The sequence below is a fragment of the Chryseobacterium sp. IT-36CA2 genome (genome assembly GCF_949767875.1).
In the GTDB taxonomy this organism is placed as follows: Bacteria; Bacteroidota; Bacteroidia; order Flavobacteriales; family Weeksellaceae; genus Chryseobacterium.
In genome coordinates, this window is record NZ_CATKPG010000011.1 from 1,078,043 (window position 1) to 1,098,719 (window position 20,677).

Below are 20,677 nucleotides of genomic sequence, written 5' to 3' on the forward strand. Positions count from 1 at the left end.
TAAAAAATATATATATATATAATTTCCAAATGAATATAGAACAGTTTTATCCCTTATTTCTGCAGGCCGCAAAAGTGACCATTGATAGCAGAAAAATAGCAGAAAATGATATTTTCTTCGCCTTTTCCGGTGAAAATTTCAATGCAGCTACTTTAGCGGAAAAAGCCATTGATGATGGCGCTTTGGCAGTGATTGTTGAACTCCAGGAATTTGAAAACAGAGATAAAAATATTTTCTATGTTCCGTCCACCCTTGAGTTTTTGCAACAGCTGTCTCTTTATCACAGGAGTAAACTTACCATTCCTTTTATAGGACTTACAGGAAGTAATGGAAAAACTACTACAAAAGAACTGATTCATGCTGTTCTCTCAGAAAAATTTAATGTTCAATATACATTTGGGAATCTGAATAATCATATCGGAGTTCCTTTGACGATCCTTTCCATTAAGCCGGAACACGAAATAGCTGTGATTGAGATGGGAGCCAATCATCAGAAAGAAATAGAATTTTTGTGTACCATCTGTCAGCCCGATTTCGGCTATATTACTAATTTTGGAAAAGCTCATTTAGAAGGATTCGGTGGTTTTGAAGGAGTGATTAAAGGAAAGTCTGAACTTTATGCTTATCTTAAAAATAATCATAGAACTATTGTTGTTAATGAAAATGATCCTATTCAGATAGAGAAAACTGAAAACTATTCACCTAAAATTACTTTTGGAAAAGCTACCTCAGATTACAATTTTGAATCTTTTTCAGAAGAACATTTTGTAGGATTGACGTATCAGGGAGAGAAAGCTGTTTCAAAACTAACAGGAGAATATAACTTTACAAATCTTTGTGCAGCTACAAGCTTTGGACTTCACTTCGGAATCAGTTTTGACAAAATAAAACATGCTCTGGAACTGTATACACCCACCAATATGAGATCTCAGGTGGTGAAAAAAAAGGGGAGAACTTTGGTTCTTGATACGTACAATGCCAACCCAAGCTCGATGAACGCTTCATTGAATAACTTTATCAGTTTTGAAGGCAGTAAAACCATTATTATCGGAGATATGCTGGAATTGGGTGATGAAAGTGAGAAAGAGCATCAAAACATCCTGAAACAGGCTCAGAATCTTCATTTCAATGAGATTATTACAGTTGGAAAACATTTCAAAGCAGTTAATCCTTCAGAACTTGCTTTTGAAAATACAGCAGAGCTGATAGAATATTTAAAACAAAATAAAATTCAGTCCGAAAACATCTTGTTGAAAGGATCCAGAGGAATTGCTCTGGAGAAGTTGATCGACTTCTTGTAATAAAAAAAGGAGGCTAAAAGTTATACAATAATAACTTCCAGCCTCCTTCTTCCAGCTTCTGACCTTTACAATTATAAGCTCTTTAATTCCCAGAATTCTTTTACGATCAGTTTAATATTTTTGAAAGTACTCGGAAAAACTTCATTCTCAATTTCAGATGTCGTTTTCCAGGCAACTTCAGTAATGCCTTCTTCTATTTGAGGTTTGGAAGTATCTTCACCATCGAAGTTCATTTCAAACCAATGGGTACATTTTAAAATTTTCTCACCATTTCTTTCAACGTAAATATGGTAAGTGGTGTTAATGAATGTTACGAGCTCTACATCGCTTAGACCAGTTTCTTCTTCTATTTCCCTTACAGCAGACTCTTCTCTGGATTCTCCTTTCTCCATTTTGCCTTTGGGAAGATCCCATTTGCCTAGTCTTTTGATAAAAAGAATTTTGCCATCAGGTTTATTCACAAGTCCTCCTGCCGCTTCTATAATTCTGAAAAGTTTTTGGAATTCCTGCCAGATCTCATCCAGATTCTCTCCATATACATTAAGTTCCTGCACAGAAGTATTCTCCAGAAGATCTAATGCTATTTCTAAAGTTGTGAAGCTTTCATACCTAAGTTCTTTTTCAAGATTTTCAGGATGTTTAGACACTAATAATTTTTTTTCGTTCACAAAAACTTTATACATCTTATATAGTAGATTTTAGAATTGATTATCAGTGATTTGTTGCTTTTCGAAACAATGAAAAATGTTTTTTTTACTGTTTTTTACTACAATCACTCACAAATATATAAAATTGTCATAAAAACTAAACATTAAATGCAGGCTTATTTTATCTATTCACTCCTGAGTCAGAAGGAAAAATCTTCTCTTTATTTATTTTAAATATGAATCTAAGAAGATCTTTTTATAAAAGAATTTCCAGCTTTGAGGTTATATTTCAAAAGTATTTTTTAGTGGGTGTCTTTGTAGATTTTTTTTATAATTTTGCTAGGGTCATAAACGTATGCGTGCCGTTTTTCATCAGATTTCCGAATGGAAATTTACTTCAGCGTTTTTTAGATTGGATATTTTATGATCAGAAAATTATGTAATAAATAAAATATTGAGTATCAGTTTGAAGTATTTATGCACAAAAACTTTATACATTTGTAAGAGTTAAGAATTTAATTATAAAAAATAAGAAATGAATTTAGAAGGACGAAAGATTATTGTTAATAAATCATCTAAAGAACTTAGTGAGCTGTTGAAATCCCCTGAAAACTATAAGGATTTTATGCCGGATGGTCTTCAGAAGTTTGAAACCAGAGATAACGGATTTAAATTCGGATTACAGGGAATGCCGGAAATTGCTTTAAAAATAGACGAAGTGGATGATCACAAAGCTATTTTAAAATCTGCAAGCTCTAGCTTGGATTTCTCATTGACGGCAACTTTAAACCCAATCAATGATAACCAGACTGAAGTTCAGATGTTATTCGAAGGGAAATTCAACCCGTTCATCAAAATGATGGTTGAAAAACCACTACAGAATTTTATCAATACGCTTACCGATAAAATCGAAGCTTACAAATAATAAAAAAACCTTCAATTTGAAGGTTTTTTTGTGACAAAATCTTACTGGTATTAATCTTATTCTCTATGAAAAATGTAATCAGGAATAACTCCATAAATTGCATGATTTTTAGTAGTAAGCTCACGTACAATTTCTGGAATTGACTGGATTTCTACCTTATAAACTAAGCCATATTCTTTTTCTACAATAAAACGATCTTCTCCAATATAATTGTCAATGATTTTTTTTACATCCTCTTTAACAGTAGGAAATATTTCAAAATAAACAGAGTATGTTTCTTCTGAATAATCTAATGGTGTCATAACTTATCTTTCTATTATTTAATTAAAATATTATAGATATTGTTATGTGTTTAAAACACATAATTGTAACCTTCAGTATGTTTTATTAAGTAGTCTTAATAATTTGATTAAAATTAGCGTTTATTTTTAGCAAATGAATTGTTCAGAACTCGCTAAAAATTGTTTATATTGAACTTTCTGAATATGTATTTCTATATTCTAGAGGAGTTAATCCGGTTTGTTTTTTAAAAAACTTACAAAAAGATGGAGAATCACTGAAACTAAGTTCTTCTGATATTTTGGAAACACTTGCATCTGTATTTTTCAGTTTATATCCGGAAATTAATATCAATGTATCATTAATGATTTTTTTTGCACTTTGTCCCGTAATACTTTTTATCAGTTTTGTTAAGTGTTTAGGTGTAACCGAAAGCCGGTCGGCATAGAACTTTATATCTTTTTCATGTGAAGCTTGTTCGGATACCATTTTTTTAAATCTCATATAAACATCCATTTGCTTAACAGATACTTTTAAGGGGTTCGTACTAACCTCTATGTCATTTTCTTTATAGATAATTAAAGTTTCATAAAGGTAGGAGAAAAAAAGAGCTCTTATAAGATCTAAATGAGTATATGAACCCATATGGTATCTCTTCACTTTCATCATATCATACAATTGAGCAATATTCTTCTGTTGACTTTTTTTAAGTTTTATAAGAGGATTCATGCCATAAGAGAAAAAGCTAAATGTATCCAGGGTGTAGATGCTGGCAATATTATTTAACAGAAAATCTTTGGTGAAACATATGGCATGGGCAATATAGGATTCACTACATGCAATATCCTGATAAATCATCTCCGGAGAAATGGCCAGAATCATATCAGGCATAACCCGTATAGTATATTCGTCATTAATATTTACATCCATCCACCCTTGTACGATATGAAACAGCAAATAAAAATTGGTGCGTACTTTATCTGGATATATTTCAGAACTGGGCTCACCATTGGAAATAAAATACTCATTGGAGTTCCAAGTAGGATCAACAACAGATGTAATATCCTTTATAGTAACATGATGAACCATATTTTAATGCAACGTTAAACTTTAAAGTTAGCTATTAAAGACAAATCTAAGTTACCAAAGTATCATTAAAATTCCTCCATACTTTTTGTATTTTTTATTTGAGGATTCAATGAATAACCAAATTGACAATTAGTAGCGAATTTTTGACAACGTCCGTATTGTTGTTAGCTGTTAATTTTGGCATGTTATAAAGATTTAATTATAACATGCCAAAAAACATGAATCAACTATATTCAATGACATAATGAAAAAAGCATTACTACTTCTTACAAATTTGTTTTTCAGTTTAGTGTATTCTCAAGTAGGAATAAATACTTCTAAACCCGATCCTAGTTCGGCACTGGATATCTTTTCTGCGAATAAAGGAGCTTTGATTCCCCGTATCGGCAATGTCTCAGGAATCTCTCAGCCGGCAACAGGATTATTGATATATGATGTGAATAAAAAATGTTTGAGCCAAAATACAGGAACACCAACTTCTCCTAATTGGATTTGTATCAGTGGAAATATTGTAAAATTTTTTTACATGCCCTCCATTAATATTAATACATCAGTAACAGGGCCAGGAACACTTGATTTGTACAATCTATATAAAAATCAGTTTTCTACTCCAAAAGTGGCAAGTAGTGGAGCTCCTGTTCAAATTCCTTTCTTCACATCTTCAACAGATTTATATTATTATGTAACAGATTATGATCCTTCGGTTTTTTCAAATGTATCTATTAATACCAATGGGATCATGTCATACCAAGTTACTGCTGCTGCAAGGGCCTGCTCTTATATAAATATTGTTTTTGTGATTAAATAAGTTAAATAAATGATGAAAAAAAAGATATTGATCCTATACTTAATCCTAGTCTTATCCTTATTGTTGGAAAGGCTAAAAGCCCAGGCTATCCTTGAACTTCCTTCGATAGGTTGTGGCAGACTTTTGAATGTTAACCAGTTTGGAGCAGACAAGGGAGCTGACGGGACAATTCTAAATCCTGGAATATGTTTTGGAAGAATCGGTAGAGTAGCTGAAAATCCATCTCGTATGGTTGATACTAATATCAACTCCTATGGAAGGTTATATATAGGGGTAGGCGCGGCTATAAATTGTCGTATGTTTTTGGCTGCATACCGAAATGATGGGATCAAATTTTCAGCAAATAAACCCATTTATATTGATATTGAAGCTCAGGGGTTTAATTTTAATTCTACTATTGATAATGTCAATGTGTTATTTTATAATGGGAGTAATTTTGTTAGCCGACAAAGTCTTGGAGGAAAATTTTTCATTGATTTTGGAGGAAATGCAGCCCGAAAATTGGTGAAATTTATACCTCCGGCACAATGGGACAGAATTGAGATAGAAACAAAGGAGCTGGCAGGAATTGGTTTTACTTTTTCAGAAATCAAAGTTTATAATATTTTTTCAGAATTTTACAGATTACAAAATTTGAATTTTAATCTTCAGCCTTCTGATAAGACAATTTTAGAAGGAGCAAGCACAAACATGCAGGCTAGCATTGTTTCAGGTAATGAGATTCCTTCCGGTATTACTTATCAGTGGCAGGTTAATATAGGAAATGGATGGATTAATTTATCGAATAATTCTGTTTACACTGGAGTAAATACTGAGAATCTCCAAATTAATAATGCTCCTGGGAGTATTGACTTAAATAAATATAGACTTACAGCACAGTCCCAATTTGGAACTTGTCGGTTTAGTGGTATTTCAGATGAAGCAATATTAAGGGTAAATTATGTCTTAGGTGGACAAATTGGTTCAGATCAAAGTTTTTGTATAGGGGATATAAATAATCCTGCAGCTTTTGTAGAGATATCCTCAGCGATGGGATCCGGGAATTTATCTTACCAATGGGAATCTTCCTTTGACAATATCAATTTTGCCAATATATCTGGTGCTGATGCAGCAACTTATGATGTACCGTCAGGAATTAGCCAGACTACTTATTATCGTAGGAAAGTAACTTCAACATTGAATGCAGCAACTACTTCAGCTTATAGTAATATAATAACAGTTTCGGTACTAAAATGTTATTTGGAATGCATTATTTCTAACCAAATGAATACAATGTTTTTAAAATAAAGAAATGAGATTATAGAATAGTCACCCCAAAATTTCTTAATGAGTACTTGAGGTTCCAAATGATCATGAGCTTCTCACTATCAATACAGCCAATTGTAAATATTTCCCCGACAAAATGATTCCTTATTTTTATAGCAGGATGGAAGAAGATCATTTATACCAAAATTCCTGAACTGTGATCATGGGTACTTCCAGTTGCAGATGCAAGCACATTGATCTCATTATTCATTCTCAGAACACCCATAAAAGCAAAGATGAGAGCTTCTTTATAATTGATTATTTCCTTTTCAGGAATAATGACTTCAGATGTTGTTTTTGCTCTTATTTTTTTAATTAAAAAAGAGTTGTAAGCACCTCCTCCGGTAATAAGGATGTCTTTTATATTATACTCATTGATGATATTGGCGATCTGCTGAGCTGTATGCTCTGTAAAAGTAGCAAGAGCATCCAGGGTTTCTATATTTTCAAGAGCGGGAAAAATATGTTCATTACACCATTCTATTCCCAAAGATTTGGGGTGGGGCTGCTGATAGAAGTCCAATGCATTAAGTTGATCCAGTAAAGTTTCATTTATATTTCCCTTTTCAGCTAGTTCTCCGTTTTCATCAAAGTTTTTTTGGAATTTTTTGGCTAAGTAATTCAAAACAATATTAACCGGAGCGATATCAAAAGCAATTCTTTTTTCATCTGACTTCATGGAAATATTGGAAAAACCGCCAAGGTTTAAACAAGCATCGTATTGGGGGAAAAGCAATTCATCACCTATTGGAACCAGTGGGGCTCCGTTTCCTTTCATCAGGACATCCTGACTTCTGAAATCATAGATGACAGGTAATCCGGTTTCCAGTTTGATAGCTCTGCCATCGCCGATTTGAAGGGTGAATTTTTTCTTTGGCTGATGAAAAACGGTGTGGCCATGGGAGGCAATAAGGCTAATATTTTCAAGCTTATTCTTATCAATGAATTCTCTAACCTGCTGACCCAGGTAAAAGCCATACTCAGAATGCAGTTCCAGTAAATCTTCAGCAGAAAGATGAATGGAGTTTCTAAGCTTATTTTCCCAATCTTCAGAGTAGGGAAGGGTCTCGGCTTTCAGGATTTGAAAGGTCCATTTGTCCTGTTTTTCAAATTCAGCAAGACAGATATCCAAACCGTCCAGACTTGTCCCGGACATGAGTCCAATAGCCAGCGCTTTCATTATATTGGAATTATTTTTTATTCTCAGAAATTCTTTTTGAACTAAAATCTCCTGAGTTGTTATAGAACGTATATTCTGAGAAATCATCTTTTGCAGTCATTCCATTGGCTCCTACCAGAGTAGAGCCGTCTTCCATGGTGACATATACGGTATCTTTAGTATAGATTCTGTTCTTTTTCTGATCCCAATAAATACTCTGCATAGCAAATCTCTGCCCCTCATTGGTTTTAATTCTTACATCGCCTTTAGCTTCATAGAATTTTTTATATTCAAAAATACGGGCATACTTAGCAGTAATTCTTCCAGGAACTTTAGGTTTCTTTTTATCAAAAAACTCAATGTCAATTCCTTTTCTGGCCACTACATAAGGGCTGTCGATCAGTTCGTACTTTTCAATGATGGGTGCTTTTGCTTTTAAAGTGACAAAGCCGGAGTCGCGCTGTATAATATTAGCATTGTTGATGATCTGTGAAGGGAAGTTTTTACTTTGGCTGCCATTTCTTTTGGTAAGATCCTCTTCACAAGATGTCAATATAAAAAATATAGCACAACTAAAAAGGCATGCTATATTTTTATATGATATTTTTTCTGAAAAATTCATTCTAGTTATAAAGAGCCTTTCTGAACCACTTATCAGCAAAGTTAAAGCCGATTTTCAGATTAACAAAATTCTGGTTGATCAGGTTGTTTTGAAGAGTTCCTCTTTTCCCAACTTCAAGTCCTATTTCAAGACCACTCATTCTGGTGATACTACTGTTTTTGAATGGAAGCATTACTCCGGCAGAAATACCGAACTTATTGATGCTTGTTCCTTCCAGCTTAAGGTTTCCTCTTTCATAGAAGGCTCCATATCTATAGATTACCCTTGAGAAGTAGCTTCTGAAGTTGTTATAGTTAGGAAGGTACCATCCACCGGCAGAAATCCTGTATGTATCCTGAAAGTCAAAAGTTTTACCAAAATAAGAGATGTCTTCTCCTTTTTTATAATCTACCTGTCCTGAGAAGAACCAGTGGTTTTCGCTTCCATATCCAACACCTACGGATGCCTGGAATGGAAGAAGGTTCTTAGACTTCGTATTCTGTTGATCTATGATGGTTTCTGATCCGTCCACCTTAGTGGTTTCCTGAGCGTCAGCATATCTGTATGTACTGTTGATGTACTCAGTAGTCATATTACTGGTGTTACCAAAAGTAGCAGTAGCCCCTACTGTAAATTTCTTGTCAGTACGTGTATTTAAAGTCTGGTAGCTTGTACCAAGCGTAAAATTAAAGTTTCTGATTCTGTTCTTAGTCTGATAACCGTTCACGTATTCACCAGCATAACTGCCAGTGGCAGCATTATAAGCACGGAATTCGTTAAGGTCACTAAGATCACCAAAATAAAGGTTAGCTCTTGCCCCCACAGAAAGTTCCTGGTTGATTTTATAGGAAACTGCTACCTGTGCAGTGTTCAAAGTTCCACTTCCTTTAAAGTTATTTCTATAAAGAGGAGTGTTATCTGCATTAAGTTGTTCAGTTACGATATCGTAGCTTTTAGAACTGTATGGCTGATAAGAGATTCCCATTTTTACTTTAGGAGATAATGGAAAAGCCAATGAAATACTTGAAAGATACGTAGAATGCTTTGTAGATTTCATATCGTTATAATTCGATTTGAAATAATTGTTTTCATTGGTAGCTTCCAGCCTGATACTCGTAAGTTCAAAATTGGCGTTGTTTGCCGGGTTGGCAAAATTGAAACTACTGGTAAAATCACTTATAAAAGCAGTTGATATACCTCCCATAGAAGTAGTCTCGATCGTATTATCATATTTCACATCCCCAATTCCATAAGTTGCATACGGAGAGTTGCTTAGACTCTGTGCATTAAGAAAATATCCAACTGATATGAATGATACTACAAAGATTTTTTTCATTCTTTATTTTTAAAACAATGCGCAAATATCTTAAATATTAATGAATTGTAAAAATTATATGTGGTTAAAGTTTGTTAAGGGCTTTTCTTTACAAGAAAAATGCAAATATTCACCCATAAAAATATCAATTCTGTTTTAAAAAAAAGACTGTTCTATGATGAACAGTCTTAAGTTTATACGGGTATAGTTTCTGTAATTATTTTACCTGAAGAACAGAGCGACTGTGGCTAAAGCATTCAAAACTAAATTTGCCATGGTATTTCCCCATTCCCGATGTTCCTACTCCTCCAAAAGGTAAATAATGAGAACCAACATGAATAATAGCACTGTTGATCTCAGCATCTCCGCTTGTAGTGTGGTCTAAAACATAATCTGCAAGCTTCTGATCTTCCGTGAAAACATATAATGCCAAAGGTTTAGGACGATTGTTGATTTCTTCCAAAGCCTCTTCAATATCGTTATAGGTCATAATGGGAAGAATAGGACCAAATATCTCCTGCTGCATTACCTGATCATCCCAGGTAATATGATCCATTAATGTAGCTTCAAAATGACGGGTTTCAAGGTCATATTTTCCTCCGTAAATTACCTTTTCCGGCGCTGCTTCCAGATAACCTGCAAGATGTTTGATCTGATTCTTGCTTACAATTTTCCCGATTTTCCCCAAAGAATTTCCTTCATAAGTGGTATTCAGATTCGCCTTAAATTTTTCAATAAAAGCATCTTTTATTGATTCATGAATATAAATATAATCAGGAGCCACGCAGGTTTGTCCACAGTTGATCCATTTTCCATAAGAGATTCTTGCTACTGCTTTATCGAGATCAGCATCTTTATGAACAATCGTAGGAGATTTTCCTCCAAGTTCAAGAGTCACAGGAATTAGCTGTTCTGCGGCTGCTTTCATTACAATTTTCCCAACATTTGGGCTTCCTGTAAAGAATATATAATCAAAAGGCAGGCTTAATAATAAGGTGTTTTCTTCAATTGCACCCTGAATAACAGATACATAAGATTCATCAAAAGATTCTTTTACAATATTTTCAAGAACCTGAGCAACATGTGGTGTATTTTCAGAAGGTTTTATGATGGCTGTATTTCCGGAAATTAAAGCTCCGATAAGCGGACTGAATGTCAATTGAACAGGGTAGTTGAAAGGCCCTATAATATAAGTAACTCCATAAGGCTGATACGTTATTTTGCTTTCAACTTCAGCTCCTGATGGATGAGGTTTTGAAGGGACAGAAGTTAGTTTTGCCCATTCATCGATATTTTCAAGCATATCATCAAGTTCGCTGATCACAATTTGAATTTCCACATATTCCGCTTCTTTTCTGCTTTTCCCCAAATCGGTAGCCAAAGCTTCACAAAGTGCATCCGTATGTTGTAAAAAAACGTCCCGGAATTTCCTTAGCTGTGCTTTTCTGAATTCAATATCTTTAGTCTGATTGGTTTTGAAAAAGGCTTTCTGCTGTTGAAATATGCCTTTGATTTTTTGTTCCAGGTCTTTATCCATTGGTTTACAATTTTAATATTTGAAATTGGTGTGAAATGCTAATCAATTTACAAATAATTTCACGGTGTAAATTTATTGTATAAAATTAAATTGCGCAAAATTTAATTTTATATTTTATTCTAATCCTATTATTGATATTTCCTATAATATATAGATATGCATTTACTTTTAAACTTTTATTTTGAACCATTAAGATTGTTGAGGGTGTTAAGAATAAGAAGATAAGCTTCGCTTTAAGCTTAAAATAAGAATGATTTATCTTAGTTATTCTTTATTTCTTCAATCCTTATTAATGGTTTTAATTACATCCGATATTTTATAAATATAAACAACTTCAAAATACATGACCTATATTTTATCCATTTTAAGCCGACTTAATTTTATGAAATGAAATAAGATTTTTTATCTTTGAAACATGAATTGGGAGAACATCGCCGGACAGACAAATCTGAAAAAACTTCTTAGAGAAAGCATTGCCGAAAACAGAGTGAGCCATGCCCAGCTTTTTGTAGGAAAAGAGGGATATGGAACACTGCCTATGGTTTTAGCATATGCCAGAGAAATCCTAAGTCGGGAAAACGAACACGCTGCGGCGAAAGTAGAACATCTCAATCACCTGGATCTGCATTTCAGTTTCCCTGTTTTTACAGATAACAGAAACTCTTTAAGCAAAAATAAGTTTGACGAGTTCAGAGAAATGATCCTGGCTTCACCCTATGCAAGTTATGATGATTGGACGGCTTTTTTAGAATCAGAAAATAAACAGCTATTTATTTCTGCAGACGAAATTGACGACCAGAATCAGAAATTTTCTTTGAAAAGTTACGAAGGTGGAACCAAAATTTTGATTGTCTGGAGAGCAGACAAAATGAATATTGCGGCATCTAATAAATTTTTAAAATTTTTAGAAGAACCACCGGCCAAAACCATTATACTTCTTACGGCAGAAAGCACCAATGATATTCTTCCTACCATCCTTTCCAGAGCGCAGATTGTAGAGATCCCAAGAATAGAGGATGAAGATATTGAAAATCATCTCAAGAAGAACTTTTCTGTTTCAGAAGAAAAGGTGAGGGAGATTATTCATGAAGCGCAGGGAGACCTTAATGAGGCTGTAAAACTGTTGAATTCCGGTGACAAAAGCAATGAATTTGAAAAGCTTTTTGTACAGTGGGTGAGAGATGCTTTTATGGTGAAAAAGAAACCGGAATATCTCAGAAGCATTATTGTTTGGGCAAGAGAAATCGCAGGCTGGAACAGAGAAAAACAGAAAAACTTCCTGAACTACTGCTCTGAAATTTTCAGGCTGGCGCTCCTTCAGAACTATCAGTCCGAAAATCTTGTGTATAAAAAAATAGATGCTAACGGTTTCAATTGGGCCGGATTTTCCAAATTTATCAGCGGAGCCAATATTGAAAGTATTTTAGAAGAAATCAACGCCGCAGATCTGCATCTGACCAGAAACGGAAATCCTAAAATTGTCTGGACTGATCTGGGAATAAAATTATCAAGATATATTCACAAAAGCACATAAAATAAAACTCCGGTTACAGCCGGAGTTTTTGTTTTTTTATCATCAGCAGGTTATCATATTGTGTTTACTTTTGCTCTTTTTTTATGTATGCTTTAATCTTAAGCCGATCTAAAACTAAAATTTCGTTGTAGAAGTTTTTCCCAAATATTAAATGAATATGAACTTTTATTAAGGTTTATTTTATTAAAAATTGCCTTTCCTGCGGTTTCAGCATCCATTATAGAAAACGTCTTTTCTTTACGATAAATTAAATCTATATTAAAAAATCAATCAATCGTTTGATTTGAATTAAAACTTGTGTACATTTGCGCCCTGAAAAATGAACACTAACATGATTTCAAAAGAAGAAAATATAATATTCGCTGCCGAGAAGCTTTTTGCCGAAAAGGGATTCGAAGGAACTTCCACCCGGGAAATTGCAAAGGAGGCTAATGTAAATATCTCTATGATCTCATATTATTTTGGCTCTAAGGAAAAACTTTATGAGAAATTAGTGGAATACAGAATGAATGAAGGTCAGTTTTTTTCAAAAGATCTTTTGGGAAGAACAGATATCAATGAATGGCAGAAGATTGAAAAAGTAATTGATCAGTTTTCTAATAAGATCAGGACTCAAAAATGCTTTTACAGGATTATGCAGAGAGAGCAGCTGCATACTCAGAATCCTCAGATTGTAGAATTTTTGAAGCAAATTAAAATGGGGTTCCTTTCTATGTATTCACAAATATTGGAAAGCGGTCTTAAAAATGGAATTTTCACCAAAAACCCACCTATTTATCTGCTTCATTCCACGGTAAGCGGAACTTTATTTTATGCATTCAATGCGAAAGAAATGTATAAAGAGTTCCTGAAGGAAACAGAAGATGAGGAAGCTTTTGATGAAAGATACTATACAGAACTTAATAAACACATTAAATATTTACTAAAAGACCTTTTAGGTTATGAAGAGAATAAATAACTCAGTGATTGCATTATCACTATTCGTAGGAATAGCAAATGCAAATGCTCAGGAGAAAAAAACACTTTCTCTTGACGAAGCTGTGCAGCTGGGAATCCAGAACAGCAAGAATCTCAAGATCGATGCAGCCAAGATCGAAGAGGCTACAGCTGATCTTTTGGAAGCTAAAAACAGACAGTTACCGGAACTGAAAATATCAGGTAGCTATATGTATCTTCCTATAAAACCAAATGTTGATATCAAACTTCCGGGTCTTTCGGGTGGGGCAGGAGGTCCAGAAGTACATCAGGTACTTTATGGTTCTGCTAATCTTAGTGTTCCGATTTACAGCGGAGGAAAAATCAAATATGGTATTCAATCAGCGAAATATCTGGTAGAAGCTTCTAAGTTAAGCACTGAGAATGATAAAATTGCTATTGCTTATAATGTTGCTCAGGCTTATAATAACTTATTCAAAGCCAACCAGTCTATCAAAGTTTTTGAAGAGAATCTTACTGCTTCTCAAAAAAGAGATGAAACTTTCCTTAAAATGGAAAATAATGGTTTGATTGCAAGAAATGACAGATTAAAGGCCAATCTTCAGACTTCAAATATTGAACTTCAACTATTGGAAGCTAAGAACAATTACAATATTGCCAATATCAATATGGATTTATTGCTTGGACTTCCAGAAACTACAGAGCTTTCAGTAGATGAAAATTACATTGAAGAAGGAACAGATGTAAAACTTGTTGATTTTTATGTTACTGAGGCTAGAGAAAACCGTAAAGATTTACAGGCTTTGGCTCAACAGAGAAAAGCCGCAGAACTGGGATCAAAATCGGCAAAAGCTGATAATCTTCCTTCCATTGCATTTACCGGAGGATATGTAGCGGCAGATATTCCTAAGTTTCTTACCGTATACAATGCTGTCAATGTAGGGATTGGAGTTTCTTATAACTTATCCAACCTGTGGAAAGAAAATTCTTCACTGAGACAATCTCAGGCAAGAGAAAAACAGCTTGCTGCTACGGATGAATTATTGAATGATAACATTAAGCTTGACGTAAACAGAGAATACCAGAACACAGATTACTCAAAAAAGAGAATCGCTGTTTTCGAAAAATCTGCAGAGCAGGCGAATGAAAATTACAGAATTACAAAAAATAAATACGACAACGGGCTTGCAACCATGACAGAATTACTGGATGCAGATGCAGCCCAGATCGCAGCAAACGTAGGTGTGATCAATGCTAAGGCAGATGCTGCACTGGCATACAGAAAACTATTACAGACAACAGGAACTTTAACAATTAAATAATCAGATCGAAACCAAAATGGAAAATAATAATACACAGGCAGCTGAACCTAAAAAGAAAAAAAGTTTAGTTTTTCCTATCATTTTAGCGGCAGTAGTAATCGGAGGAGGTATCTATGGTTACAGAGCCTTTACTTACGGACAGTATCATGAAGAGACTGACGATGCTCAGATTGCTTCCAATATGGCACCGGTAATTTCTAAAATCTCAGGATACGTAGCTCAGGTAAAAGTAAAAGACAACCAGTTTGTAAAGAAAGGAGACACTTTGGTGATTTTGGATAACAGAGATCAGAAAATGGCTCTTGAACAAGCTCAGGCTGCATTATCTACCGCTAGAAGTAATATCTCCAATGCAGAAGCTACTACAACGGCTACTTCAAAAAATATAGGTTCTTCAGAAGCAGCAGTAGTTACGGCTAATGCTCAGATAGAAGCAGCAAAAGTAAATGTTTGGAAAACTTCTCAGGATTTAAAGAGATATGCTAATCTTGTAAAAGATCACTCTATTACAGAACAGCAGTACGAGCAGGCTTTAGCAGCAAAACAATCTGCAGACAGACAGTTACAGGTTTTAGTGGATCAGAGAAATCAAATTGCTCAGCAAACACACATTGCTTCTTCTCAGACAGCTGCAAGTTCACAACAAATCAGTGTTGCAGGATCTGTTGCTAAACAAAGAGAAGTAGATGTAGAAAACGCAAAATTAAACTTATCATATACCGTAATCCTTGCCCCTGAAGACGGACATGTAGGGAAAGTGTCTACACAGGCAGGTCAGTATCTGCAGGCAGGATCGCAGTTGTTTGCTTTGGTTAAAAACGATCAGAAATGGGTTGTGGCCAACTTTAAGGAAACGCAGGTAGATAAAATGGTAGAAGGACAAAAAGTGAAAATTGAGATTGATGCTTTTCCTGATCAGGAATTTGAAGGAGTGGTAAGCTCATTCTCTCCGGCTACAGGAGCTACTTTCTCTATTCTTCCTCCGGATAATGCGAGTGGTAACTTCGTAAAAGTAGTTCAGAGACTTCCTATAAAAATCGATTTTGTAAATCTTGACAAAAATATTTCAAAAAGATTGAGAACAGGAATGAACGTGAAGGCTGAGGTTGCTTTGAAATAACATTTAAAACTGTTAAAAGTCAATGAACTTCGTTATCAATAGTGAATCAGCTTTGCTGACAATTAAAACGAAAGCTTTAAAATTCACTATTCACTTGCGAAGCAAAATTCACTGTTGACTTTTTACATCGAAAAAAACTTATGCAAGATTCATTAGTAGAATATGGAGCGCGTAGAGTGATCATTACGATTACTGCTATCCTTTGTGCCCTTCTTGAAATTGTAGACTCCACGATTGTCAATGTTGCCTTGAATGAAATGAAGGGGAATCTTGGATCTACACTTTCAGAAGTGGGATGGGTAATTACAGCTTATGCCATTGGTAACGTAATTATAGTACCAATGACGAGCTGGCTTTCCCAGCAGTTTGGGCGTAGAAATTACTTTGCAGCATCCATCATTATATTTACCATATTTTCATTTTTATGTGGAAATGCGACCAATATCTGGGAACTCGTGTTCTTCAGATTGATGCAGGGAATCGGTGGGGGAGCCTTATTGGTAACTTCACAAACGATCATTACGGAATCTTATCCGATTGAAAAAAGAAGTATGGCGCAGGCTATTTATGGTCTGGGAGTAATTATCGGTCCTACCTTAGGTCCGCCTCTTGGAGGGTATATCGTTGATAATTTCAGCTGGCCCTATATTTTCTATATTAATATTCCGATTGGGATTGCAGCAACCTTGATGACGCTGCAGTTTGTAAGAAGTCCGAAATATGCAGAGAAACGTAAAGTTTCCGATGTCGACTGGATTGGAATTGGATTACTGGCAGTAACAGTAGGTTCATTACAATTCATTTTGGAGAGAGGTCATGAAGAAGACTGGTTTGCCAGCGGAATGATTGTAGCGTTTACAGTAGCTGCTATTTTAGGATTTATATTATTCCTTTGGAGGGAACTTACTTTTAAATATCCGATCGTTGAGCTCAGGGTACTTAAAAATAGTAATCTAAGAATCGGAACCATGATGTCATTTGTCCTTGGATTTGGATTGTATGGTTCCACGTTCATTGTTCCTTTGTATACCCAGAGTATTTTGGGCTGGACGGCACTTCAGTCAGGAGCATTGATGATTCCGGCTGCATTGACAACGGCCTTTATGATGCCTATTATTGGTAGACTGCTGGCAAAAGGAGCAAAACAACAGATTCTGGTTTCATTAGGACTATTCATCTTCTTTGTTTATAGTTTCTGGGGATATAAAATTCTGACCCCGGATACCAGCAAAGATGCCTTTTTCTGGATGCTGATTGTAAGAGGAGCAGGTTTAGGACTATTGTTTATTCCAATCACCTCTTTGTCATTAAGTACTTTGAAAGGGCAGGAGATTGGTCAGGGAGCAGCCTTTACAGGGATGATGAGACAGTTGGGAGGATCTTTCGGGATTGCAGCCATTACAACCTTTATTGCTAATGCAGGCCAGAAATACAGGAATAATCTGATTTCCCACCTGGACGAAAACAGTTTTGAAGTTCAGCAAAGGCTCGCAGCTCTTAAAGCAAGTTTTGTAGCAAAAGGAATGACACCTGATGCAGCAATGAATGCAGCTTATAAAATGCTCGATATGTCAGTAACCAAACAGGCAACGGTTTTATCTTATATGGATGTATTTCTTTATCTCGGAATCGTATTCCTGATATGTATTCCGTTTATCTTACTCGTAAAAGAAAGAAAGAGCAAAGAAAAAATAGATTTGAGTGAAGCCATGCACTAAATTTTAATATAAAACCTTCGAAATTCTCGAAGGTTTTTTTTGTTATTTCTGTCATAAAATAATAGAAGACAATACCTTTCAGTTTTTATTTTGTTAAATAAAAAATAATATCACTTATTGGAGAGTTTATTTATTTTTTCTAGCTTTACAATACCAAATGAAAAAATATGAATAGATTCCCTCATCTTTCCAAAGCCTTTTCAAACAGGTTTTACCAGAATATTGAACAAAATTCTTATGTGAGATTCGGTCATTAAGATCAATTTACATGACTGTCTTTTAGTTTGTTTTTCTAAAGGTAATTTTTCAATTTATGAACGCTTTAGAGCATTGTCTTTAGCTTCATTACTAAACTAAATCATGATTTCAACACACTAATAACTTATTACATATGAATCAAATTCAACTGCCGGAAACCTACGTGGCATTATCAGATTTCAGGAAAAATGATGTCTATCTTCCAGAAATGAATCAGACTCAGATTATTGCAGATTTCTTTCCCGGAACTTTTACAGAGCTTACCCAGCGCCTCTCTGACATTACAGGAGCTTTCTATGGAGGAATGCTCAAACAGATCGGAAAACTTTACGGAGCAGAAGCTATTGAACAGCTTTCCAGTACTTTTATGTACGATCTTGGATCAAGAATGGCATTGAGGAACCTTGAAGCAAAACCTAGTCTCCAGCCAGGTATTCCGGCTGTGGCAAAAATATTGATAGGAGCAGTTTTTACATCCAGTCCCGAATATAACTTTGACTTTAAAGAATTAAATGACTATAAATGCGAATTGCTGATTAAAGGAGTAGACCGTTACCACAAAATTACCCAGAGCCTACAGATTGCAGGTCTGCTGAAATGGCCAGTCATCAAACCTTTCATACAAGGCGTTTGCGACACTATGGGGCTGGATGTTTTACTTGAAATAAAAGTACTCAAACTTGATCCGGACAGCTCTTGCAGTTATCATGTCATTGTCTCAGAAAAGTAACATCAAATATGAATAAAAGCGGACTTTAGTCCGCTTTTCTGTGAATAAATACCCAATGGCTTTAGCCAAAACCTCGAATCTCAATCTCCTATTCAATCTTCTCTATCCACTCAATGCCACTTACATCAATCAGTTTTAGCGAGTAAATTTCATTTTTCATAAGTATATCATCAATATCCAACGTCACATCAGCTTTTGCTCCTAAAGGAATTACTAAACTGTGTTTTCCAGGTTTTATTTTAGCAACATAATGATTTTGTATACTTTCTTTTGGAATTCCAGCGAGTTCTTGATGATCAAATTCCTTTAAAATCTTTCCGTCTTTGTCCAAAATATGGATGCCTATAAGAAAAGAACCGTATACATCAGCACCTTCCGTCCGGTACACTTGAAATTTTAATTTTGAATTATAATGAGAAATATTTGAAATTTCCAGTTTGGGTTTTACTGATTTATTATGGAGTGTTCCCCATACTCCTCCATGGAAGTATTGATTGGTAAAAAGGGTTAGCCCAAATAGGATTAATGAGCCTGTAAGTACAAAAGTTTTCGGCTTTGATATAGGAAAATTTCCTGAACCCAGCCATTGAAACCATCTTTTCTGAGTGAAATTTCTGTTATGTTTTATGAAATAATAATCCATTGAATAAGGACCGCTTCCTGTAAGAAACAGTACAAATCCACCTGCGACTCCTAAGACCCCAATCTGCCATTCATCAAGGCAGGTTGTTCCCAGCCAGCCGGAACCTAGTAAAATTCCGAGAGCAAGACTGAAAATTCCTATGCTCATCAAACGGGTAAATAATCCAAGAATAATGAATAACCCGACAACCGCTTCAATAATGGTAAAGATCATCATAGATTGATGTAAAGCATCAGGATGGGTAACCAGATATTCAATAATAGGTTTTATTCCTAGGGCATTGGGTAAAAAATGATTGAATTTCTCTCCGATATATCCATTTTCTTCCGGAATAAATTTGTTTTCGAGGATAAGTCTTCGCCAGAAGGCTGAAAAATAAGTCCATCCGATAACCATGCTGAGGGATAAAGTATATAATCCGGCCATGTCCGATGACTGGCTGTTTAGAGTATGTTTCATTGAAATTAATATTGTATTGTAAAAAACTGATTTTTAATAAGGCTTAAAATTGTTTATACCAGATTAAGCTTCAGTCTTTTAAATAGAATATATTTCGGAGGGCTGTTTCCCGTAGAGTGTCCTGAATATTTATTGAAAGAAATATTTTCTTCAACAGGGTTTCCAGTACCTGAATAAAAGCCAGGAAAAGAATCTCTATATCGGTTCTGAACTTTATTTTTTGATACCGAAATTCCTGAAGAAGCTGATGCCGCATCACAACTGAATGAAAGAGATGAGGTCGTTTTTACCTTGTTCAGACCGCTGATGTACTGAATATCAAAAATATCAAGAATATTTCTTTTTACAGAGCACGGAGACAATGAAAACACCAATATAAGCATCGTGATGATGGCTTTATAGGTTTTCATATGAGCTCTTGAATTAGGCATAATTACAAAACTACACTTTATTTCAATGAAAGCTTAATGAATTGTAAAAAATCGTTCTGCTGATCAACAAATAAATAGTGAGAACAGTTGGCAAGAATATTTGCCTTTTTGATGTTGTAAGTTGTGTAAATACTTTTTAAATTCTCAAAACTTTCTTTGAATGTCATGGTGGCATTTCCATCTTTTGAACGTCCTTCACCACGCCTGTCATAAACAATCACATAAAATCCTTTATCGGCAAGCTTTTGAGCCGTAGTTCCTTCAAATAGGGTAGCGTTTCCACTTGGTCCGCCATGAATGAAAATAACAGGAGAGTTTTTCGGATTTCCATAGGCTTTAGAATACAAATTCTGTGCTTTAAAGAATATTGAACCTATAATGAAGAGAATAGAAAACATAAATTTCATGATCCAGTTTTTGAGTTCTCTAAACTACTGAATATTCTCTGATCGTAAGAAGATAAAATGAAGGGAATTATGATTACATTTAAAAATTAAAAATCACTACTGACGGACAGTTGTCACAGCTCCGGTTTATTTTTATACCTTGAAAGTTTTAAC

Annotated in this window: 20 protein-coding genes; 10 read left to right on the forward strand and 10 right to left on the reverse strand. The window is 34.8% G+C overall.

Translation table 11 applies throughout. The features are described from left to right. The first annotated feature begins 29 nt into the window (after positions 1–29). The gene (locus ACM6F9_RS05680; RefSeq protein ID WP_414844792.1) at positions 30–1,301 is read left to right on the forward strand and encodes a UDP-N-acetylmuramoyl-tripeptide--D-alanyl-D-alanine ligase; all 1,272 of its coding nucleotides are present in this window, start codon (positions 30–32) and stop codon (positions 1,299–1,301) included. Positions 1,302–1,372: 71 nt separating this feature from the next. Here the strand turns inward: ACM6F9_RS05680 and ACM6F9_RS05685 are convergent, their stop codons facing one another. Continuing rightward, positions 1,373–1,984: an NUDIX hydrolase gene (locus ACM6F9_RS05685; RefSeq protein ID WP_414844793.1), complete on the reverse strand. Its 612-nt coding sequence runs from the start codon at positions 1,982–1,984 to the stop codon at positions 1,373–1,375. A gap of 499 nt (positions 1,985–2,483) precedes the next feature. Here ACM6F9_RS05685 and ACM6F9_RS05690 point away from each other — a divergent pair, with 499 nt between their 5' ends. Next, entirely contained in the window at positions 2,484–2,873 is a 390-nt protein-coding gene (locus tag ACM6F9_RS05690; protein WP_105703311.1) for an orotate phosphoribosyltransferase, read from the forward strand. 56 nt (positions 2,874–2,929) lie between these two features. Here the strand turns inward: ACM6F9_RS05690 and ACM6F9_RS05695 are convergent, their stop codons facing one another. After that, positions 2,930–3,175, reverse strand: coding sequence for a hypothetical protein (locus ACM6F9_RS05695; protein WP_414844794.1), 246 nt, complete (start codon positions 3,173–3,175; stop codon positions 2,930–2,932). 163 nt (positions 3,176–3,338) lie between these two features. Further along, positions 3,339–4,241 (reverse strand): helix-turn-helix domain-containing protein, encoded by a 903-nt coding sequence (locus ACM6F9_RS05700; RefSeq protein WP_414844795.1) that lies wholly within the window; start codon positions 4,239–4,241, stop codon positions 3,339–3,341. Between the two features lie 244 nt (positions 4,242–4,485). On the opposite strand from ACM6F9_RS05700, the gene ACM6F9_RS05705 reads away from it, so the two are divergent. Both ACM6F9_RS05705 and ACM6F9_RS05710 read left to right on the forward strand, forming a co-directional pair. Beyond that, positions 4,486–5,049 (forward strand): hypothetical protein, encoded by a 564-nt coding sequence (locus tag ACM6F9_RS05705; RefSeq protein WP_414844796.1) that lies wholly within the window; start codon positions 4,486–4,488, stop codon positions 5,047–5,049. 9 nt (positions 5,050–5,058) lie between these two features. Continuing rightward, a complete protein-coding gene (locus tag ACM6F9_RS05710; RefSeq protein ID WP_414844797.1) occupies positions 5,059–6,336 on the forward strand; it encodes a hypothetical protein in 1,278 nt (425 codons plus the stop codon). Positions 6,337–6,490: 154 nt separating this feature from the next. On the opposite strand, the gene ACM6F9_RS05715 is transcribed toward ACM6F9_RS05710, so the two are convergent. From ACM6F9_RS05715 to mdlD, 4 genes are all read right to left on the reverse strand, one after another. Next, positions 6,491–7,534, reverse strand: a complete 1,044-nt coding sequence (locus ACM6F9_RS05715; protein ID WP_414844798.1) for an anhydro-N-acetylmuramic acid kinase — start codon at positions 7,532–7,534, stop codon at positions 6,491–6,493. 10 nt (positions 7,535–7,544) lie between these two features. Then, a complete protein-coding gene (lptC, locus tag ACM6F9_RS05720) occupies positions 7,545–8,135 on the reverse strand; it encodes an LPS export ABC transporter periplasmic protein LptC (protein ID WP_089690214.1) in 591 nt (196 codons plus the stop codon). Between the two features lies 1 nt (position 8,136). After that, positions 8,137–9,450 (reverse strand): hypothetical protein, encoded by a 1,314-nt coding sequence (locus ACM6F9_RS05725; protein ID WP_414844799.1) that lies wholly within the window; start codon positions 9,448–9,450, stop codon positions 8,137–8,139. A gap of 196 nt (positions 9,451–9,646) precedes the next feature. Beyond that, positions 9,647–10,966, reverse strand: coding sequence for an NAD(P)-dependent benzaldehyde dehydrogenase MdlD (gene mdlD / locus ACM6F9_RS05730; RefSeq protein WP_414844800.1), 1,320 nt, complete (start codon positions 10,964–10,966; stop codon positions 9,647–9,649). Between the two features lie 415 nt (positions 10,967–11,381). On the opposite strand from mdlD, the gene ACM6F9_RS05735 reads away from it, so the two are divergent. The 6 genes from ACM6F9_RS05735 (at position 11,382) to ACM6F9_RS05760 (ending at position 18,584) form a co-directional block, all read left to right on the forward strand. Further along, positions 11,382–12,500 carry an ATP-binding protein gene (locus ACM6F9_RS05735; protein WP_414844801.1) on the forward strand — a complete coding sequence of 373 codons (1,119 nt, stop codon included), beginning with the start codon at positions 11,382–11,384 and terminating at the stop codon, positions 12,498–12,500. Between the two features lie 331 nt (positions 12,501–12,831). After that, complete coding sequence (locus tag ACM6F9_RS05740) at positions 12,832–13,458, forward strand: TetR/AcrR family transcriptional regulator (RefSeq protein WP_228458619.1); 627 nt, start codon at positions 12,832–12,834, stop codon at positions 13,456–13,458. Continuing rightward, positions 13,442–14,758 carry a TolC family protein gene (locus ACM6F9_RS05745; RefSeq protein WP_414844802.1) on the forward strand — a complete coding sequence of 439 codons (1,317 nt, stop codon included), beginning with the start codon at positions 13,442–13,444 and terminating at the stop codon, positions 14,756–14,758. Before ACM6F9_RS05740 ends, ACM6F9_RS05745 begins: the two co-directional genes overlap by 17 nt. 16 nt (positions 14,759–14,774) lie before the next feature. After that, positions 14,775–15,878, forward strand: a complete 1,104-nt coding sequence (locus ACM6F9_RS05750) for an HlyD family secretion protein (RefSeq protein ID WP_105703321.1) — start codon at positions 14,775–14,777, stop codon at positions 15,876–15,878. 140 nt (positions 15,879–16,018) lie between these two features. Further along, positions 16,019–17,596 carry a DHA2 family efflux MFS transporter permease subunit gene (locus ACM6F9_RS05755; RefSeq protein WP_414844803.1) on the forward strand — a complete coding sequence of 526 codons (1,578 nt, stop codon included), beginning with the start codon at positions 16,019–16,021 and terminating at the stop codon, positions 17,594–17,596. A gap of 391 nt (positions 17,597–17,987) precedes the next feature. Next, positions 17,988–18,584 (forward strand): hypothetical protein, encoded by a 597-nt coding sequence (locus tag ACM6F9_RS05760; RefSeq protein ID WP_414844804.1) that lies wholly within the window; start codon positions 17,988–17,990, stop codon positions 18,582–18,584. 88 nt (positions 18,585–18,672) lie between these two features. On the opposite strand, the gene ACM6F9_RS05765 is transcribed toward ACM6F9_RS05760, so the two are convergent. From ACM6F9_RS05765 to ACM6F9_RS05775, 3 genes are read right to left on the reverse strand one after another with little or no spacing between them, the layout of a single operon-like run. Then, positions 18,673–19,686, reverse strand: a complete 1,014-nt coding sequence (locus ACM6F9_RS05765) for a TQO small subunit DoxD (protein WP_414844805.1) — start codon at positions 19,684–19,686, stop codon at positions 18,673–18,675. Between the two features lie 53 nt (positions 19,687–19,739). Continuing rightward, a complete protein-coding gene (locus ACM6F9_RS05770; RefSeq protein WP_414844806.1) occupies positions 19,740–20,096 on the reverse strand; it encodes a hypothetical protein in 357 nt (118 codons plus the stop codon). Between the two features lie 38 nt (positions 20,097–20,134). Further along, positions 20,135–20,524 carry an alpha/beta fold hydrolase gene (locus tag ACM6F9_RS05775; RefSeq protein WP_414844807.1) on the reverse strand — a complete coding sequence of 130 codons (390 nt, stop codon included), beginning with the start codon at positions 20,522–20,524 and terminating at the stop codon, positions 20,135–20,137. Positions 20,525–20,677: the final 153 nt, after the last annotated feature.

Coding starts and splice junctions, on each gene's coding strand:
- ACM6F9_RS05760 (WP_414844804.1), top strand. CDS start 17,988: ATGAATCAAATTCAACTGCCGGAAACCTACGTGGCATTATCAGATTTC.
- ACM6F9_RS05740 (WP_228458619.1), top strand. CDS start 12,832: ATGATTTCAAAAGAAGAAAATATAATATTCGCTGCCGAGAAGCTTTTT.
- ACM6F9_RS05745 (WP_414844802.1), top strand. CDS start 13,442: ATGAAGAGAATAAATAACTCAGTGATTGCATTATCACTATTCGTAGGA.
- ACM6F9_RS05775 (WP_414844807.1), bottom strand. CDS start 20,524: ATGAAATTTATGTTTTCTATTCTCTTCATTATAGGTTCAATATTCTTT.
- ACM6F9_RS05765 (WP_414844805.1), bottom strand. CDS start 19,686: ATGAAACATACTCTAAACAGCCAGTCATCGGACATGGCCGGATTATAT.
- ACM6F9_RS05770 (WP_414844806.1), bottom strand. CDS start 20,096: ATGAAAACCTATAAAGCCATCATCACGATGCTTATATTGGTGTTTTCA.
- ACM6F9_RS05750 (WP_105703321.1), top strand. CDS start 14,775: ATGGAAAATAATAATACACAGGCAGCTGAACCTAAAAAGAAAAAAAGT.
- ACM6F9_RS05685 (WP_414844793.1), bottom strand. CDS start 1,984: ATGTATAAAGTTTTTGTGAACGAAAAAAAATTATTAGTGTCTAAACAT.
- lptC (WP_089690214.1), bottom strand. CDS start 8,135: ATGAATTTTTCAGAAAAAATATCATATAAAAATATAGCATGCCTTTTT.
- ACM6F9_RS05690 (WP_105703311.1), top strand. CDS start 2,484: ATGAATTTAGAAGGACGAAAGATTATTGTTAATAAATCATCTAAAGAA.
- ACM6F9_RS05755 (WP_414844803.1), top strand. CDS start 16,019: ATGCAAGATTCATTAGTAGAATATGGAGCGCGTAGAGTGATCATTACG.
- ACM6F9_RS05710 (WP_414844797.1), top strand. CDS start 5,059: ATGATGAAAAAAAAGATATTGATCCTATACTTAATCCTAGTCTTATCC.
- ACM6F9_RS05725 (WP_414844799.1), bottom strand. CDS start 9,450: ATGAAAAAAATCTTTGTAGTATCATTCATATCAGTTGGATATTTTCTT.
- mdlD (WP_414844800.1), bottom strand. CDS start 10,966: ATGGATAAAGACCTGGAACAAAAAATCAAAGGCATATTTCAACAGCAG.
- ACM6F9_RS05735 (WP_414844801.1), top strand. CDS start 11,382: ATGAATTGGGAGAACATCGCCGGACAGACAAATCTGAAAAAACTTCTT.
- ACM6F9_RS05705 (WP_414844796.1), top strand. CDS start 4,486: ATGAAAAAAGCATTACTACTTCTTACAAATTTGTTTTTCAGTTTAGTG.
- ACM6F9_RS05715 (WP_414844798.1), bottom strand. CDS start 7,534: ATGAAAGCGCTGGCTATTGGACTCATGTCCGGGACAAGTCTGGACGGT.
- ACM6F9_RS05695 (WP_414844794.1), bottom strand. CDS start 3,175: ATGACACCATTAGATTATTCAGAAGAAACATACTCTGTTTATTTTGAA.
- ACM6F9_RS05680 (WP_414844792.1), top strand. CDS start 30: ATGAATATAGAACAGTTTTATCCCTTATTTCTGCAGGCCGCAAAAGTG.
- ACM6F9_RS05700 (WP_414844795.1), bottom strand. CDS start 4,241: ATGGTTCATCATGTTACTATAAAGGATATTACATCTGTTGTTGATCCT.